This window comes from Candidatus Aquiluna sp. IMCC13023 (assembly GCF_000257665.1).
Taxonomy (GTDB): Bacteria; Actinomycetota; Actinomycetes; order Actinomycetales; family Microbacteriaceae; genus Aquiluna.
Genome location: NZ_AJKR01000006.1, coordinates 1 through 16,362, shown reverse-complemented (window position 1 = coordinate 16,362; position 16,362 = coordinate 1). Strand labels below are relative to the sequence as shown.

At 52.6% G+C, this 16,362-nt stretch carries 16 protein-coding genes and 1 tRNA gene; all 17 read right to left on the bottom strand.

Going from position 1 to position 16,362, the window contains the following annotated elements; genetic code table 11:
- Positions 1–1,376 (bottom strand): WD40 repeat domain-containing protein (locus tag IMCC13023_RS06915; protein WP_040325610.1); only part of this gene is annotated, 1,376 nt, incomplete at its 3' end.
- 184 nt (positions 1,377–1,560) lie between these two features.
- A tRNA-Pro gene (locus IMCC13023_RS06910) sits at positions 1,561–1,634 on the bottom strand.
- Positions 1,635–1,659: 25 nt separating this feature from the next.
- The gene (locus IMCC13023_RS06905) at positions 1,660–2,541 is read right to left on the bottom strand and encodes a DUF368 domain-containing protein (RefSeq protein ID WP_007542729.1); all 882 of its coding nucleotides are present in this window, start codon (positions 2,539–2,541) and stop codon (positions 1,660–1,662) included.
- Positions 2,541–3,998, bottom strand: coding sequence for a ribosome biogenesis GTPase Der (gene der, locus IMCC13023_RS06900; protein ID WP_007542727.1), 1,458 nt, complete (start codon positions 3,996–3,998; stop codon positions 2,541–2,543). The genes IMCC13023_RS06905 and der overlap by 1 nt, the downstream gene beginning before the upstream one ends.
- On the bottom strand, positions 3,995–4,630 hold the full coding sequence (gene cmk, locus IMCC13023_RS06895; RefSeq protein WP_040325614.1) for a (d)CMP kinase: 636 nt from the start codon (positions 4,628–4,630) through the stop codon (positions 3,995–3,997). Before cmk ends, der begins: the two co-directional genes overlap by 4 nt.
- Positions 4,630–5,694 (bottom strand): prephenate dehydrogenase, encoded by a 1,065-nt coding sequence (locus IMCC13023_RS06890; protein WP_007542723.1) that lies wholly within the window; start codon positions 5,692–5,694, stop codon positions 4,630–4,632. Before IMCC13023_RS06890 ends, cmk begins: the two co-directional genes overlap by 1 nt.
- Positions 5,691–6,053 (bottom strand): chorismate mutase, encoded by a 363-nt coding sequence (aroH, locus tag IMCC13023_RS06885; RefSeq protein ID WP_007542721.1) that lies wholly within the window; start codon positions 6,051–6,053, stop codon positions 5,691–5,693. Before aroH ends, IMCC13023_RS06890 begins: the two co-directional genes overlap by 4 nt.
- Positions 6,053–6,835, bottom strand: coding sequence for a pseudouridine synthase (locus IMCC13023_RS06880; protein WP_007542719.1), 783 nt, complete (start codon positions 6,833–6,835; stop codon positions 6,053–6,055). Before IMCC13023_RS06880 ends, aroH begins: the two co-directional genes overlap by 1 nt.
- Entirely contained in the window at positions 6,822–7,370 is a 549-nt protein-coding gene (gene scpB / locus IMCC13023_RS06875) for an SMC-Scp complex subunit ScpB (RefSeq protein WP_007542717.1), read from the bottom strand. Before scpB ends, IMCC13023_RS06880 begins: the two co-directional genes overlap by 14 nt.
- A 2-nt stretch (positions 7,371–7,372) precedes the next feature.
- Positions 7,373–8,176 carry a segregation and condensation protein A gene (locus tag IMCC13023_RS06870; protein ID WP_007542715.1) on the bottom strand — a complete coding sequence of 268 codons (804 nt, stop codon included), beginning with the start codon at positions 8,174–8,176 and terminating at the stop codon, positions 7,373–7,375.
- Entirely contained in the window at positions 8,160–8,984 is an 825-nt protein-coding gene (locus IMCC13023_RS06865) for a ParA family protein (RefSeq protein ID WP_249859750.1), read from the bottom strand. Before IMCC13023_RS06865 ends, IMCC13023_RS06870 begins: the two co-directional genes overlap by 17 nt.
- A gap of 29 nt (positions 8,985–9,013) precedes the next feature.
- Entirely contained in the window at positions 9,014–9,910 is an 897-nt protein-coding gene (locus IMCC13023_RS06860; protein ID WP_007542711.1) for a site-specific tyrosine recombinase XerD, read from the bottom strand.
- Between the two features lie 6 nt (positions 9,911–9,916).
- The gene (gene pyrG, locus IMCC13023_RS06855) at positions 9,917–11,581 is read right to left on the bottom strand and encodes a CTP synthase (RefSeq protein ID WP_007542709.1); all 1,665 of its coding nucleotides are present in this window, start codon (positions 11,579–11,581) and stop codon (positions 9,917–9,919) included.
- Between the two features lie 51 nt (positions 11,582–11,632).
- On the bottom strand, positions 11,633–13,297 hold the full coding sequence (gene recN, locus IMCC13023_RS06850) for a DNA repair protein RecN (RefSeq protein ID WP_040325605.1): 1,665 nt from the start codon (positions 13,295–13,297) through the stop codon (positions 11,633–11,635).
- A complete protein-coding gene (locus IMCC13023_RS06845; protein WP_007542705.1) occupies positions 13,294–14,193 on the bottom strand; it encodes an NAD kinase in 900 nt (299 codons plus the stop codon). Before IMCC13023_RS06845 ends, recN begins: the two co-directional genes overlap by 4 nt.
- Before the next feature lie 90 nt (positions 14,194–14,283).
- Positions 14,284–15,075 (bottom strand): TlyA family RNA methyltransferase, encoded by a 792-nt coding sequence (locus IMCC13023_RS06840; protein ID WP_007542703.1) that lies wholly within the window; start codon positions 15,073–15,075, stop codon positions 14,284–14,286.
- A gap of 117 nt (positions 15,076–15,192) precedes the next feature.
- Positions 15,193–16,167 (bottom strand): HAD-IIA family hydrolase, encoded by a 975-nt coding sequence (locus IMCC13023_RS06835; RefSeq protein WP_007542698.1) that lies wholly within the window; start codon positions 16,165–16,167, stop codon positions 15,193–15,195.
- Positions 16,168–16,362: the final 195 nt, after the last annotated feature.

Here is a 16,362-nt window from a genome sequence, read left to right as displayed (position 1 = left end):
GGGCTTGGGCTGGCGCTAGGGCTTGCGCTGGCGCTAGGGCTTGCGCTGGCGCTAGGGCTTGCGCTGGCGCTAGGGCTGGCGTCCGAGCTTGGCTGCAGTCCCGACATCGAATAGATCCTGACATGACCAGAGTTGCTGCCTCCTCCGTCGTTGTCGGGTGCTCCGATAGCAACCCTTGACCCGGTTCCGCTGAGAGATACTGACGAGCCGGATTTGTCATTATCGCCTTCGCCGCCAATGTAACTGCCAACCCGAACCCATTCAGGTTCGACCTCAGATTCTCCTCCCAAAAAATAGTCATAAAACGCCACCGAACCGGGGTTGAGATTTTGGATCTGGCCGATAGCGACCCTAATATAGCCATCTCGATAACCGATGTCTACTGACCAGCCAGAGTTGTCACCTGCGTATTTGCCGTCAATGTCACCACCGAAATGAATTACTGCGTCACTCAGGAGGACATAGGTCCTTACATGACCGGCACCGTTGGCACCGCCGTCATTGTAGGGCGCGCCGATAGCAACAACACATACCCCAATCGGTAGACAAGAAAATGCCACTGACATGCCGGAGGAGTCATTTGCGGCTTCGCCGTCGATGTCGCTACCAAACTGAACCCAAGCTGTGCCGTTCCAGTCGTAGATCCTGACATGACCGGAGCCGTCGCCTCCTCCGTCGTTGCCCTGTGCACCAATAGCGACCCTTGTGCCGTCGCTGACGAGGGATACTGACGAGCCAGAGTAGTCATTTGCGGCTTCGCCGTCGATGTCGCTACCAGCCTGAACCCAAGCACCGTCGGTCCAGTCGTAGATCCTGACATGACCAGAGTTGATGCCATTTTCGTCATTGTAGGGCGCACCAATAGCGACCCTTGTGCCGTCGCTGCTGAGGGATACTGATGCGCCAAAGAGGTCACCTGCGGCTTCGCCGTCGATGTCGCTACCAGCCTGAACCCAAGCGCCGTTGGTCCAGTCGTAGACCCTGACATGACCGGCATTGCTGCCGGTGCCGTCGTTGTTGGTTGCACCAATAGCGACCCTTGTGCCGTCGCTGCTGAGGGATACTGATGTCCAAAAGCCGTCACCTGCGGCTTCGCCGTCGATGTCGCTACCAGCCTGAGCCCAAGCACCGTCGGTCCAGTCGTAGATCCTGACATGACCAGAGTTGCTGCCTCCTCCGTCGTTGTCGCGCGCACCAATAGCGACCCTTGTGCCGTCGCTGCTGAGGGATACTGAACTGCCAGAGTTGTCATCTGTGGCTTCGCCGTCGATGTCGCTACCCAGCTGACTGATTATGTTTTCTGCCGACGCAGCAAGGGAGCCAGCCGCAAGCAGTACCGAGGTGGCAACAGTCAAAATCTTCGGAAACAATTTCATGAGCGAGGTCTTCCCGTGTCTGAAATGCCTCTGGTGACTGCAGGCATGTCACGAAAATAGCCCACCCATTTTTGGCGGCGGCGTTTTAGTGGGGTTAACCGCATTGATAGGTCGTGCTTAGGCTCTAACTGGCGCTTTAGGCTGCAACAGTGGAAACATCGACAGCCATTAACTCAACACGCCGTCGGGCTGGCGGGATTTGAACCCGCGACCCCTTGTCCCCCAGACAAGTGCGCTACCAAGCTGCGCTACAGCCCGTTGCCGATAGACAACAGGCCCGAGTCTATTGGGTGGATCTGCTCCTGAGATACCGCTCCAGGCCAATTGTTAGAGCAACAACCCCAGCTCCCAGCAATAGTGCAATCACTGGTCCAGTCGGGTCCGTGATACCTAGAGGCTCGCGGTAATCGTCTTGCCATGGCCACAGTGCTCGTAGCGATCCGATCATCAGGCCAATCATCAAGCTCAGAGTTAGAGCGCGGTAGTTATCCAGGAACCATTTCATAACCATCGCAAAACTCAGAAGGCCGATAATTGCGCCAATAACAAACAGACCCAGGTATCCAAGGTCTCGGTTGTTTACCGCTGCAATAGTTGGCCCATACATGCCCACCGCCAGCAAGAAAAAAGACCCGGAAACACCCGGCAGAACTAGTGCGCAGACAGCCAAGCCTGCAAACAGCACAATCTGCCAGGCAACAGGGCTGTCAAGGCCCGCGTTTGGCAGCGAAGTTAGCCAAAAAGCGGCTATCGCCCCAAGAATCAGAATGGCCAAGTGAATTGACCGAAAGCTTTTGCCAATGAGTCGCAACGGAACATAAAGCGAAGCTATAAGCATGCCCGCGAACGCGGCACGGACGATTTCGGGTTCCGCAACTAGCAGTGGTTCCAAAATCGACGCGGTCGTAAGGATCGCCAGAATCATTCCGAATAATATCGGAAGCAAAATCGTGAATTTGATTTTGCGAAATTGCTTGCCGGCATCTTTAGGCTTGCCGCGGAGTAAAAATCCGACGGCTCGAACCAGGTGAGAAATGCCGTTGATGATGTGATCGTAAACGCCGACTATGAGCGCAACTGTCCCACCGGAAACTCCCGGAATTACCTCGGCCGTGCCAATGAGCATGCCCCTTAGGGCATTACCGGCAAACAGCGAAGGTTTCACTAGCGAAGCCTTTTACGGCGCTCTCTGACCCTTACGCCAAGCTCAACCGGAGAGCCCTCAAAGCCATAAGTTTCGCGGAGCTTACGAATAATGAACCTTCGGTAGCCGGCCTCCAAGAAACCGGTAGAAAACACAACAAACTTTGGTGGTCTGGCTGCGGCCTGGGTGCCAAACAGGATCCTCGGCTGCTTGCCGCCCCTGATTGGGTGAGGATTGGAAGCCTGAATCTCTTGCAAGAAAGCATTGAACTTACCGGTTGGTACTCGTTTGTCCCAAGACTCTAAGGCAACCTCTAGGGCTGGAACTAGTTTCTCCAAGTGCCTACCGGTCAAAGCCGACAGGTTTACTCTCGGCGCCCAGTCAACGTGAGCCAAATCTGATTCAATTTCTTTCTCAAGATACATGCGGCGCTCATCATCAAGTGAGTCCCATTTATTGAAAGCCAAAACCAGTGCGCGACCTGATTCCAAGCCCAACTGAACGATTCTGACATCGGCCTCGCTGATCGGCTGTGTGACATCAAACAACACGACAGCAACTTCTGAGCGCTCGAGCGCTGCAGCAGTTCTCAGAGCCGCGTAGAAATCCGCGCCCTGTGCTTTGTGAAGCTTCTTGCGAATACCGGCGGTGTCAACAAAGCGCCAAGTCTTTCCGGCAATTTCGACCTGCTCGTCAATTGGATCGCGAGTGGTCCCAGCTAATTCGTTCACGACTGCACGGTTGGTTCCGGTTGCCTTGTTTAGCAACGAGCTCTTGCCAACGTTCGGGCGACCGATGAGTGCGACTCGTCTTGGACCAGAATATTCTTCTTCGGCAACTTCGGATTTCTCGGGAAGCATCTTTAGAGCAGCATCTAGCAAGTCTGCAACTCCGCGACCGTGGAGGGCGGAAACCGGGAAGGGCTCCCCCAGTCCTAGTGACCACAGACTTGCTGCCTCTGGCTCGAGGTGCAGGTCGTCAATCTTGTTGGCTACCAAAATCACCGGCTTGCCGCTTGCGCGCAACATTTGAACTACTCGCTCATCAGAAGCAGTCGGACCGACCATTGCATCCACAATGAACAAAACGCCGTCGGATAGCTCTACGGCGACTTCAGCCTGAGCTGCCACCGCTAAATCGATACCCTTGGCGTCAATCTCCCAGCCACCGGTGTCGACAAGAGTTATTGGCTTGCCGTTCCATTCAGCCTTATAGGAAACTCGATCTCGAGTAACGCCTGGCTTGTCCTCAACAACTGCTTCTCGCCGGCCCAAGATTCTGTTAACCAGGGCGGATTTGCCAACATTTGGCCGTCCCACGATTGCAAGAACTGGAGGGGCGGTGTGAAAGCCCTCTTCTGGGCTGTCGGCTAATTCAAGATCCAGAAGACCAATGTCGTCTTGATCCAGCTCGTAGTCGACGAGCTCGTCCTTTAGAAGGCCAGTCTTGGCCTCGTCTAAGTTGTCCGCATCGCTCACTTATTCACGTCCCTAATCATTTTTACCAACGCAGCAATGCTGCTTTGAAAATCCATCTCGGTTGTATCCAGCAAACTGACACCCTCACCTGGGGTTATAAAGTCAACAATTTGACCATCAGATAAATCTCGCTTGAGGATATTGCCAGCGGGCTCAGTTTTATCTAAGCCCCGGCGCTCTAGCCTAACGCTTGGGCTTGCAGTTAGCAGAACTTTTAATATTGCCTCGGGCGCTACCACGGTCGTTATGTCGCGTCCCTCGACGATGATGCCCCGGTTTGGGCAGTCCGTAATTCTTTTCCTGGCATCCTGAAGCTGCAGGTTTCTAACCAATTGCTCTTTTGCAACGAAGCTCACAGCCTCTGATACCGCCGCAGTCCTGATTTCTGCGGTCACATCAACACCTGAAAGCATGACTAGCTCATTGTCTGGGTCGATTGAAATCGAATAGTCAAAGTTCTGAATCAATTGAGCTAGTTCCAAGTCTGGAAAGTTTGATTTGTGGATTGCAAATGCCCTATAGCCAGCTCCGGTGTCTAGATACCCAAAGCCCAGCTCCCGAGCAGCGGCCTTTGAGACGCTCGACTTACCAGAACCGGCAGGTCCATCAACGGCAATTATCACTTCGGCCATTAGGCCAACCGCCATCCGTTTTGCACAAGCTGTGCCATCAACTTTTCCTGAATTGCAGGCAGGACTTGCATCTCCACTAGGCCAATTGCCGCTCCCGGTGAGTGCTCAAGCTTTATGTCCTCCAGGTTCACACCGATTTCACCCACGAATGTCAGGAGCGCTGCAAGAGCACCGGGTGAATCGTCAATCAGTGCCGTGACAGTTTTGTATTCAAGATACTTTCCGCCGTGCTTACCTGGAATCGACGAAACCCCCTGGTTTCCAGCAGCCAGCAGCGAATGAATAACCGCAAGAGAACTAGAGTCTTCAGACTTCTGAAACGATTCCACCAGGGCGTTGATATCTTTACTAAATTCCAAAAGTAGCGGGCCGATTGAGGCTGAATTTTGACTCAAAATCTGCATCCATAAATCCGGGTCGCTAGCAGCTATCCGAGTGGTGTCTCGAAGGCCTTGACCTGCCAGGTTTAGGTCTGCAGTTGATCCGCTCGAAAGCCTAGCTGCGAGCGCCGATGACACCAGCTGAGGCAAGTGTGAGACCAAAGCGACCGAATTATCGTGTTCTTGCGCAGACATCACAACCGGCAGCGCATCGAGCATTAGCGCAAGTTCAGTCACGAGCTCCAGCTGCGTGCTAGAAGAAGACTCGTTAGGGGTAATCACCCAAGGCCTAGCAAAGAACAGGTCCGCTCTTGCACCCTTCGGGCCAGCGGTTTCTCTGCCTGCCATTGGGTGAGATCCTATGTAGCGAGCAGAGTCTGACCCTGATAGAAGTTCCACCTCCTTGGCAATCGACACCTTCACGCTTGCCACGTCGGTTACCACGGCATTTTTGTGGCTTTCAAGTTGCTCGCAAATAACCTTTGCAGTCAGGTCTGGCGGCACACACACAATTACAAGATCTGGCTCAACAGAAGATTCAACGCCCGCACCATATTCGATGGCCAAGCTAAGGTTTGTCTTCGAGTGGTCACTCAAGGAAGCAACCACGCCTTTTCGGGCCAGCGCTAGTCCAAGGCTGGTGCCAATGAGACCAGCCCCAACAATTTTGATCGCTTTGTTCACTGCGCTAAATCTTTTCTTAGAGCTTGCGCGCCTCTGAGGTAAACATGTTGGATTTGAGAGCGTGCAGTCTTGGTCTCAACGTGCATCATCAATCGAATGATTCTTGGTAAAGCTCCAGCGACGTTCATCTCTACGCTGCACATCAGAGGAACATCCCCGAGCCCAAGCTCTCTAGCTGCTACCGCTGGAAACTCGCTTGTCACATCCGGGGTTGCTGTGAACCAAACTGAGATCAAGTCCGCGCTCTCAAGAGAATTGGCATGCATGACCTTGGTCACAAGTTCGGCCGTGGCTTGCAACAGATTGCTTCTATCGTCTGCGTCAATTTGGATGGCGCCCCTAATCGCACGAACTGCCATTAGCGCCTCCTTGACTTCTCGCCGTCCTGACCAACCTTCATCAGCGAACCAACCTCAAGCTTACTAAGCTCTCGGAACTGCCCGACCTTAGTGTTAGCCAGCCTTAGCGGCCCAAAGCTCTTCCGGGTTAGGTCCAAGACTGGATGGCCGAGTGCCTCCATCATGCGCCTAACTATGCGGTTTTTGCCCGAGTGCATAACTAGCTCCAAAAGCGTGGAGGTTTCGTTCTGATCAAGAATCTTGACGCTATCTGGCTTTGCAAGCCCATCCTCTAAACGGACACCATCTTTTAGCTTTTGCATTTCAACCCTGCCAAGCACTCCCTTGACTTTGGCGACGTAAAGCTTCTCGACTTCGTAGCTTGGGTGTGCAAGCTGGTTAGCAAGTTCGCCATCATTGGTCATAAGAATCAAGCCGGTAGTTTCGGCGTCTAATCTGCCGACGTTAAACACCCGATCCATGCCGATAAAGTAATCTGCCAGGCAGTTTCGGCCGTTTTCATCTGACATCGTGGAAACAACGCCTCTGGGCTTATGGAATGCGTAGTACACCCGATCCGGGTCCATCTGAACTGGCTTGTGATCAACCTCTACATTGTCCTCCAGAGGCCGCACGCGGCTCCCGAGCTCAGTCACAACTTTGCCATTGACCTTCACTCGTCCCTTGACGATTAGGTCCTCAGAGGCACGCCTGGATGCAATTCCAGCCGCGGAAAGGGCTTTTTGAAGCCTTATACCTTCGGGCTTATCTTCTTGCTGATCTTCTCGATTACTCAATGCCATCCTGATCTGGGAGGTAGGGGCTAATTGCTGGAAGCTCATCTAGTGAATTGATGCCCAATACCTCTAACAGCATCTGAGTCGTTCCAAACATTGCGGCACCGGTGTCTAAATCGGTGTAAAGCTCGGTAACCAAACCCCTTGAGATCAGCGTCCGCACCACTGAATCAACGTTTACTCCCCTAATCGAGGATACCTGACCACGAGAAATTGGCTGTCGATAAGCGATCACCGACAGGGTTTCCATGGCGGCATGGCTAAGCTTCGACGGGTTTTCATTGGCAACCAATTGCCTGACAGCCCAATCGTGAGTCTGGCGAACATAAATACGCCATCCGCCACCTACTTCTCGAAGTTCAAAACCTCGACCGGCACCCTCGTGAGCGCCTTCGTAGTCTGCAACGAGGGCGTCAATCTCCTTTTTTACCTCACCGATCGGTGCCTCAAGGGCTCCGGCAAGAGTTATTAGGTTTAGGGGCGTTTCAGCCACCACAAGAAGTGCCTCTAGTCCCGCGCGCAGTTCGAAGTCATTTCTCATTATTAGCTCTCATAGTCAGTGCCTAAACTAGCTAGAGTTTCATCGCTAAAGTTACTGTTTTCCCAAATTACCGTGAAATCAGAAAACGGCCCTGCCTGCTCAATGGAAATTGCCCCAACTCTGTATAGCTCAAGCACTCCCAAAAAGCGCGCGACAAATTCGCCGCGGTCCTTACTGTCGACTATCAGCTCCCGAAAACTAAGGCGCTTGGTCTTTCGTAGCCTCGAAACCAAAATCCCAACCTGCTCGCGAATGCTTATTTTCGGGGCATGTAAATGAGTCAAGCCAACGCCAGGTATTTCTTTTGGAACAAATGCCAGCTGAGCCAGCTGAGAAAACTGCTCCAGGTCAGTGCTCCAGACCAATTCTGGCCGCAGGTTTCGATAGGTTTCCTCGAGCCTGACTTCACGGGCAATGCGAACCGATTCGAGCTCTAGGGAAGTGCTAAACCAGGAGGAAATCTCCTTGAATGCTCGGTATTGAAGCAATCGGGCAAATAGCAGATCTCTTGCCTCTAGGGCTGCAATGTCCTCTGAGTCGACTGCCTGACTCTGGGGCAGCAAACTCACGATTTTCATGTCCAAGAGCGTTGCAGCCACGACTAAGAATTCAGAGGCGCTTTCGATCTCCTGCTTGCTATCAAGCTGCTTTACATACTTTAGGAATTCATCGGTGACCCGCGCTAGGGCAATTTGGGAAATGTCGAGCTCGTGCTTACCGATTAGGTTCAGCAGCAGGTCAAACGGACCCTCAAAATTATCAAGGTGAAGCTGGAAGTCGACCTCTGATTCAAGCTGCGCTGCCACGTTTCACCAGCTCCCTTGCAACCCTGCGATAAGACTCTGCGGCAGCTGAATTCGGCGCGAATTGGGTAATCGGTTTGCGGGCGACAGTTGCATCCGGAAACTTAACGGTTCTGGCAATGGCGGTGTCAAAAACAAGTGTTGGAAACGCCTCTTGCAATCGGGCTAGCACCTCACGGGCGTGAAGAGTCCTTGCATCGTGCATCGTCGGAATAAGACCATCTAGCTCCAAGGCCGGGTTGGTTCTTGCTTTGACCTTGTCGATCGTTTGAACCAATAAAGCTACCCCTCGAAGCGCAAAGAATTCAGTAGCCATGGGTATTAAGACCCCGTGGGCCGCGGTCAGAGCGTTCACGGTAAGCAAGCCAAGTGATGGCTGGCAGTCAATAAAGATTATGTCGTAGTCGTTTTTAACTTTCTTCAAGATGCCGTCCAGGACACGCTCCCGGCCCATCTCCGTGACAAGATTCATCTCGGCAGCCGACAGATCAATGTTCGCCGGAATGATATCGAGGTTTTCCATGGATGTTTTCTGGATGGCAGCCACCGGGTCCAAGGTCGAATCCATTAGAAGATCGTAAATGGTTGTCGCGTCCTGATAGTCCGCGTCAAGGTTGACCGACAAGGCCCCCTGAGGGTCGAAATCAACAACGAGTATTTTCCGGCCGTACTCTGCCAGAGCCGCCGCAAGATTAATGGTGGTTGTTGTTTTACCAACTCCACCTTTTTGGTTGCACATTGCAATAATGCGCGCGGGACCGTGCTGCTTTAGGTTTCCCGGAACGGGGAAAGCCTTGTTTGACAAATTCACCCAAACCTCCAAATTATCTTTGCACTAGCCTACCGCCGAGCGCGAGGGTGAGCGCCAAGATAGACCTCGCGAAGTGTGTCCACGGTCATTAATGTGTAAATCTGAGTAGTGGCAACCGAGGCGTGTCCCAGGAGCTCTTGAACCACCCTCACATCCGCACCACCTTCTATCAGATGAGTCGCGAACGAATGCCTGAGCGAATGCGGGGAAACTTCCAAGTCGCAGGCCTTGCCGGCCTTTTGGATTATTGCCCAAATGCTCTGCCTGCTAAGCCTGGTGCCCCGGCCGTTGAGAAAAAGCGCGTTATCGCCACCCTTTTCAGCCAAGTAAGGCCTAGTTCGAACCAGATAAGCCTGGAGGGAACGCATGGCAAAACCACCCAGCGGAACGACTCGCTCTTTCGAGCCTTTGCCACGGACGCGAATAAGGCCAGAATCATCAATCTCATCAAGATCTAGACCCACGACCTCACTCACCCTGGCGCCAGTTGAATACATCAGCTCCAGAATCGCGCGATCTCGCAGCCTAAGGAGATCCGTTGACTTTTCCTCCGGCTCTGGGCCTGCCGCAGTCAATAGATCCAAAACCTGCTGCTGACTTAGGGCCTTGGGGAGCCTGAAGGCAAGCTTTGGTGGTCGAAGCTTGCTTGTTGGGTCATCTAGCCTCTTGTCCTCAAGAACTAGAAATTTATGAAAACCCCTCACGGCTGCCAAAATCCTGGAGATGCTCGTGGCTTTATACCCAGCAGCATTCAGTGATGCTGAAAAATCAACAAGCTCTGGGGCAGAAACTGTAAGTTCAGTCAAAGAGTTAGATTCCAGAAAACTAAAGTAAATGCCCAAATCGCTCTTGTACGCGCTCAAGGTGTTCTTGCTCAGACCTCGCTCAACGCTGAGGTGCCGGAGATAAATATCTATCGGCAACACAAGTAGTTAGCTTTCTTCAAAGAGGCGCTGCTGCTGCTGTCTTACTAGAGCAGCCTTCACTAAACCGTGAAACAGCGGATTCGGCCTTGTTGGTCGTGACTTGAATTCCGGGTGAGCTTGCGTGGAGACGTAATACGGGTGAACATCTGCCGGAAGCTCCACGTACTCAACGAGGCTGTCCTTTTCTGATGTACCGGAAAAAACTAGTCCAGCGTTGGCAAGTTGCTCGCGGTAAGAGTTGTTAACCTCGTAGCGATGTCGGTGCCGCTCACTGGCTAAGTCAGAACCGTAGGTTTTAGAAACAACTGAGCCCGGCAACAAGTTGGCCTCATAGAGGCCAAGTCGCATCGTGCCACCGAGGTTGGAAGACGCAATCTTGTCTACCTGCTCGGCCATGGTGGCGATAACAGGATTCTTACCTTCGGGATCAAATTCACTCGAGGTTGCATCGGTAATGCCTGCAACGTTCCTGGCAAACTCAATGACCATGCACTGCAATCCAAGACATAGACCCAGAGTTGGAATTTGATTTTCTCTAGCAAACCTCAAGGCACCAAGCTTCCCCTCAATGCCGCGAACTCCAAAACCACCTGGAACGCAAATGGCGTCCATTTCACCTAAGTTATTCAGGGCTCCCTGCTCAGTCTCGCAGTCATCGGATCGAACCCAATGAATATTTACCTTCGTAAGTTCGGCAAATCCACCGGCACGGAGAGCTTCGGTGACAGATAGATAAGCGTCAGGAAGATCTATGTATTTTCCAACTAACGCAATGTTCACCTCGTGCTTTGGTCGATGCACAGCCTCAGTAACCGGTTCCCAATTGGTCCAGTCAACTTCGCTGGTCTCAAGCCTTAGGGACTTGATTATGTAGCTATCTAGACCCTCGTCATGAAGGACCTGAGGTATGTCATAAATTGATGACGCGTCGGCGGCAGTAACAACTGCCTCTCTGTCCACGTCACACATTTGAGAAATCTTGCTCTTGATTGCATCCGGTAATTCTCGGTCCGACCGGCAGACAATCGCATCCGGCTGAATTCCAAGTGATCGAAGCATCGCCACAGAGTGCTGAGTTGGTTTGGTTTTTAGCTCACCGGATGGCTTTAGAAAAGGAACCAGCGTTACGTGCACGAAAAATACGTTGTCGCGCCCTACATCTTGCTTTATCTGCCTGGCCGCTTCCATGAAAGGTTGGGACTCAATGTCACCGACTGTTCCACCAATTTCGGTGATGATTACATCGGGAACTGGCTCCAGTGTTGCCTGAAGTCGCATTCGCCGTTTCAGCTCGTCGGTGATATGTGGAATTACTTGAACTGTGTCGCCTAGGTATTCTCCGGCTCGCTCTTTGGCGATCACGGTCGAGTAGGCCTGACCGGTGGTCACATTGGCTGCTGCATCCAGATTTATGTCTAGAAAGCGCTCGTAGTGCCCGATGTCAAGATCGGTTTCCGCGCCATCATCCGTCACGAACACTTCACCGTGCTGAAACGGGTTCATTGTTCCGGGATCAACATTTAGGTATGGATCAAGCTTCTGCATCACAACCGAAACACCGCGAGCCCGAAGAAGATTACCCAGTGAGGCTGCGGTTAATCCCTTGCCTAATGAGGATGCGACTCCACCGGTTACAAAGATATGTTTGGGGGTTCCAGAGCGTTCGGCCATGGAACTTCAATCTATCAGTTGAACCGCGAAGAAGTAGCGCGACACAGAAAATTACCTTGCAGAATCTAATAATTCTTTGGCGTGCTCCAGCGCGACCTCGGAATCCGGGTTGCCGGAGAGCATTCGTGCAAGCTCAGTCTGTCGCTCGGTGTCACTAAGCAGCTCCACGGATGACTCGGTGATTTCACCCGAAACATCCTTAGACACGCGAATTTGCCTGTCAGCAAACGCAGCAACCTGCGGAAGGTGGGTAACAACTATCACCTGGGTGGACTCCGCGAGTTTCTTTAGTCTTCTTCCAAGCTCAACCGCTGCCTGACCGCCAACTCCAGCGTCGACCTCGTCAAAAATCATGGTGGGTAACTGTTGACCGGCTACCAATACCAGCTCGATCGCAAGCATTATTCTGGAAAGCTCACCGCCCGACGCGCCCTTGCTAAGGGGTCGTGGGTCAGCGCCCGAGTGCGCAGCTAGTAAAAATTCAATCTTGTCGGCACCGTGAACATCAAAGTCAGAACCAGGGGTGACACTAATTTCCAGACGTGCACCTGACATTGCTAGCTGTGCGAGCTCCTCCGAGACTCGACTCGACAGCAATGATCCTGCAGCTATTCGTTCAGCAGTCAATGTCGAAGCGTGAGATTGAAGCTTCGACTCCAGTTCCCGGAACTCCGTCTCGAGTTTTTCAATCTGTTCATCCGACGAGTCCAAGTCAAGTGCGTCCGACTGCAACCGAGGAAGGTCACTCAGAAGCTCGTCAATGGGCACACCGTATCTTCTTTCGATTGCTACGAGCTCGGCCTTTCTCCCAAGTAACCGATCGAGGACTTGAGGATCAGCATCTAGATCAGCCAAGTAACTGGATAACTCACCCGAAACATCTCCGGCCAAGGAAGTAAGATCTGATAGCTGCTTGGCCAGCTTCTTTAGGTCTGGATCGCTGGTACTCTCAAGCGACTTGGAGGCCTGTGCCAAAAACTCCGTGGCATCAGCTCCATCTTCGCTACTAAGAGCATCGTGAGCCTTGGTTGCAGCGGACCGCAGTGACTCAACATTTGAAAGCCTGTTAATTTGGTCCTCGACCTCAGTGAATTCTCCAACTTGAGACTCGAGCCCTGCTATGTCCGAAATTTTCAAACGTAATGCGTTGAGTTTTAGCTCGTCCGTCTCGGAAGCCGATCGCATTCTTTCAATGCGAGAACGAAGCTCTTGGAACCCCCTAAAGACTCCCAAGTATGCAGCTTTCGTTGCAGCTAACCCTGAGCCCCCAAAAGAGTCCAACGCTTCTCGTTGCTTGGCCGGCGCTCTCAAGCGAATCTGTTCGCTCTGGCCGTGAATGGTCACAAGCTCGCTCGTTACTTCCTCGAGCACTGAAACTGGCACTGCAGCGCCACCAATCGCCGCTCTAGATCTTCCATCACTCGACACGGTGCGATTAATTAAAATCTCATTCTCGGCTGTATCGCAGCCGAGCTCTTGGAGCCTGGTTAGTAGCTCCGGATTTGAGCAGAAGATCCTGCCCTCAACCAAGAGTTGCTGGCTCCCTCGTCGCACGGTTGAGGAATCGGCCCTTGTTCCTAATAGCAAACCCAAAGCCGTCAGCACCATGGTCTTACCAGCGCCAGTTTCACCGGTGAGGGCGGTAAACCCAGGGCCGAATTCAAGGTTCGCAGAGCTAATAACTCCGATGTTTCGAATACCGAGACTAGCGATCACGCAGTTGCCTCCGGACCTCGCCACCCGGTTACCGGGAGCGCAAATTTTCTAACCAACCTGTCGCTGAATGGAGCGTCGGTCAAGATCGCCATTGGAATTGACTTGGGGCTTTTCTTGACTTCAATTCTCGAGCCGGGACCAAGGTCCGTGGCCCTTCTGCCGTCACACCAGATAACCCCCGCGCCAGGAGAGCGTCTAAGAACCTCGATCGCAAGCTCCGAATCCGGCGCCACGACAAGCGGTCTGGCGAATAAAGCGTGAGCGGAGATCGGGACAAGCATCATCGCCTGCACATCCGGCCAAATAACCGGGCCACCGGCGCTAAAGGCGTAGGCGGTTGATCCCGTGGGAGTGCTGACTAAAACACCGTCGCAACCGAACGACGAAACCGGTCTGGAATCTACCTCGACAACAACCTCGAGCATGCGTTCGCGTGAACTCTTCTCAACCGAAACTTCATTGAGCGCCCAGCTCTCGAATACGAGCTCAGAATCCTGAAAAACCTTTACTTCCAGTGCTACTCGATGCCCAACCGTGTAGTTTTTGTTTGAAATCGCCGTAAGCACGTCAGTAAGGTCATCTACCTCGGCCTCCGCCATAAAGCCAATGTGCCCCAAATTGACTCCGAGAATAGGCGCGTCTTGGGCTCTGGCCAATTCGGCCGCCCTAAGAATTGAGCCATCTCCGCCGAGAACAAGGACGACCTCTAGCTCTTGATTTGTGAATAGGCTTTTATCCGACGGAGCGCTACTAAATTGCGCCCGCAATCTTCCGATGTCTTCGCCTGCAAAGACGCAGTTCATTCCAAGTTCTTCAAGGCTCGAGCACGCATCCAACGTTCTCTGCAGCTGCTCAGCAGACTCTGCAGAGGAAACCACCAGAACATTTCTAGTCATTGGCAACCTTTCGAACCCCTTAAGACTAGTAACTACTTCGTGAAATTAGGTACTAGTTGTCAACAGCGTTGAGCTAAAAAAGAATCCGGGCTACTTAGTAGAAAAAAGCTTGTCCACCATAATTTGCTCCACCCCGTAATCAAGCCCCTCAAATTTCATCAGAGACAGATACTCAACGTTGCCATTGGTCCCTTTTATTGGGGATTCGATCAGCCCGTGACTTGAGAAGCCATCGTCATTCGCTCCCCGAAGCACCTGCTCCACCGCTCGCTTGCGTTCGTTGCGGCTAGACACAACGCCGGTCGCACTAAGCGAGTGCTTTCCAACTTCAAATTGAGGCTTGATCAGCCAAATCTGCTCCGCTGTTGGCGCCAGCTCAGCAAGCTTTTGGGTGACGAGTGTTAGGGAAATAAAGCTCAAATCCACCACCACTAGTGAAAACGGAGTCTCGCCAACTGCCGCAATTACTTGTTCGCTGGTCAAATGTCTAAGATTTTGCCCCTCCAGGTTTACGACTCTGGGGTCATCCCTGATGAAATCAGCTAACTGGTTGTGACCGACGTCAACCGCGAGCACCTTTTCAGCCCCATTTTCCAGAAGGACTTGAGTGAATCCACCGGTGGACGCTCCGGCATCTAGGCATAGCCCCGCTGGGGCGACGCCAAACTCACTGAGAGCATGAGCCAGCTTGTGGCCAGCCCTGGAAACAAAATCGATACCCGCGCTTAGCTCAACCTTGTCCCCCGGCTCAATCTTGCTAGAGGGCTTCTTGGCCAGGCGACCATTAACGCTGATTCTCCCTGATGTAATAAGAGCGCTGGCCTGCGACCTGGACCGAGCGAGCTCACGGATTACAACCTCTATGTCTAAGCGCTCACTCAAAGTAAATTCTTCTCTAGCTCTTGAACTATTTGGTCCAAAGCCTCAACCTGCTCATCGATCGGCAAGCCCTCAATCTCGAGTAATCGAACGTCTAAGTTATCGGTTGCCATTTTTGTCCTAGCTGTAGATGCTTGCGTCGACATCGAGTGAATATATTGGTCGTCCGCTTGTCCAGATTACGTGGCAAGCCGCCTTCAATGTGTCCAATGACTGCGGGTTTCCTGAAACGATAACTACTCGATCCCCTAGAAGCTCGACTGTCGAGTCACCAGACTTAGCTCCTCTTTTAGTGGTCTTTGGATCCTGGTAGGCATCGAATAGCCCCGATAGATCCTGAAGTATGAATTTGGGTCGGTCCTCTTTGCCCGCCGCCAAAAGTTCCTTACGAGTCACAATGCCAGTCATAACAACAGCCGAATCCAGGCCCGAGTTGTTGGCGCCTCGAATGTCGGTATCCAAGCGATCACCGACCATAAGTGGGTTCTTGATTCCAAGCTGCAAGAGTGCTTGATCAAATATTGGCCTGAAGGGCTTTCCGGCTATTTCCGGAAGTATTCCGACAGCGGTATGTACAGCCCCCACCAGTGTTCCATTTCCTGGGGCTATGCCTTGCTCAACGGGGACGGTCCAATCCTGATTGGTGGCGATCCAAATCGCCCCACCTTGAATCGCGAAAGATGCCTGAGCCAGCTCTCTCCAGGACACGTCAGGGCTAAACCCTTGGATTACGGCCGCCGGAGACTGGGATGCGTGGTCGACTACTTCGAAACCCTGCTCCGCCACGGCGTGCTTGAGGCCATCTCCACCAACTACCAACACCTTTGCCCCCGACGGGATTTTCTTAGCGAGCAACATAACGCCAGCGCTGGCCGAACCCACAACTTGATCGGCAGTAGCTTGAATTCCAAAACCGATCAGTTGATCGGCAATGGTCTCTGCACGCCTTGAAGAGTTATTAGTTAGGTAGCCCACCTGAATACTGAGGCTTGCGGCCTTATTGATTGACTCGACCGCATTTACAATCGCCTCTGACCCTTGATAGACAACGCCATCGAGATCTAGCAAAAGTGAGTCGTATTTACTTGCCAGCACCTCTAGGGCCTCTCCCCTTATTGTCAGAACGTTTGAAATCTGGACGCTTCGAATCCGGACGGCTTGGACGATCAGAGCGACTTGAGCTAGAGGACCTGTCAGGTCGATCAGAGCGGTCTGGTCGACTTGGTCGATCTGTCCTCTCCGAACGATCTGAGGAAGGACGACTCGGACGACCGGAATCTGGACGACTTG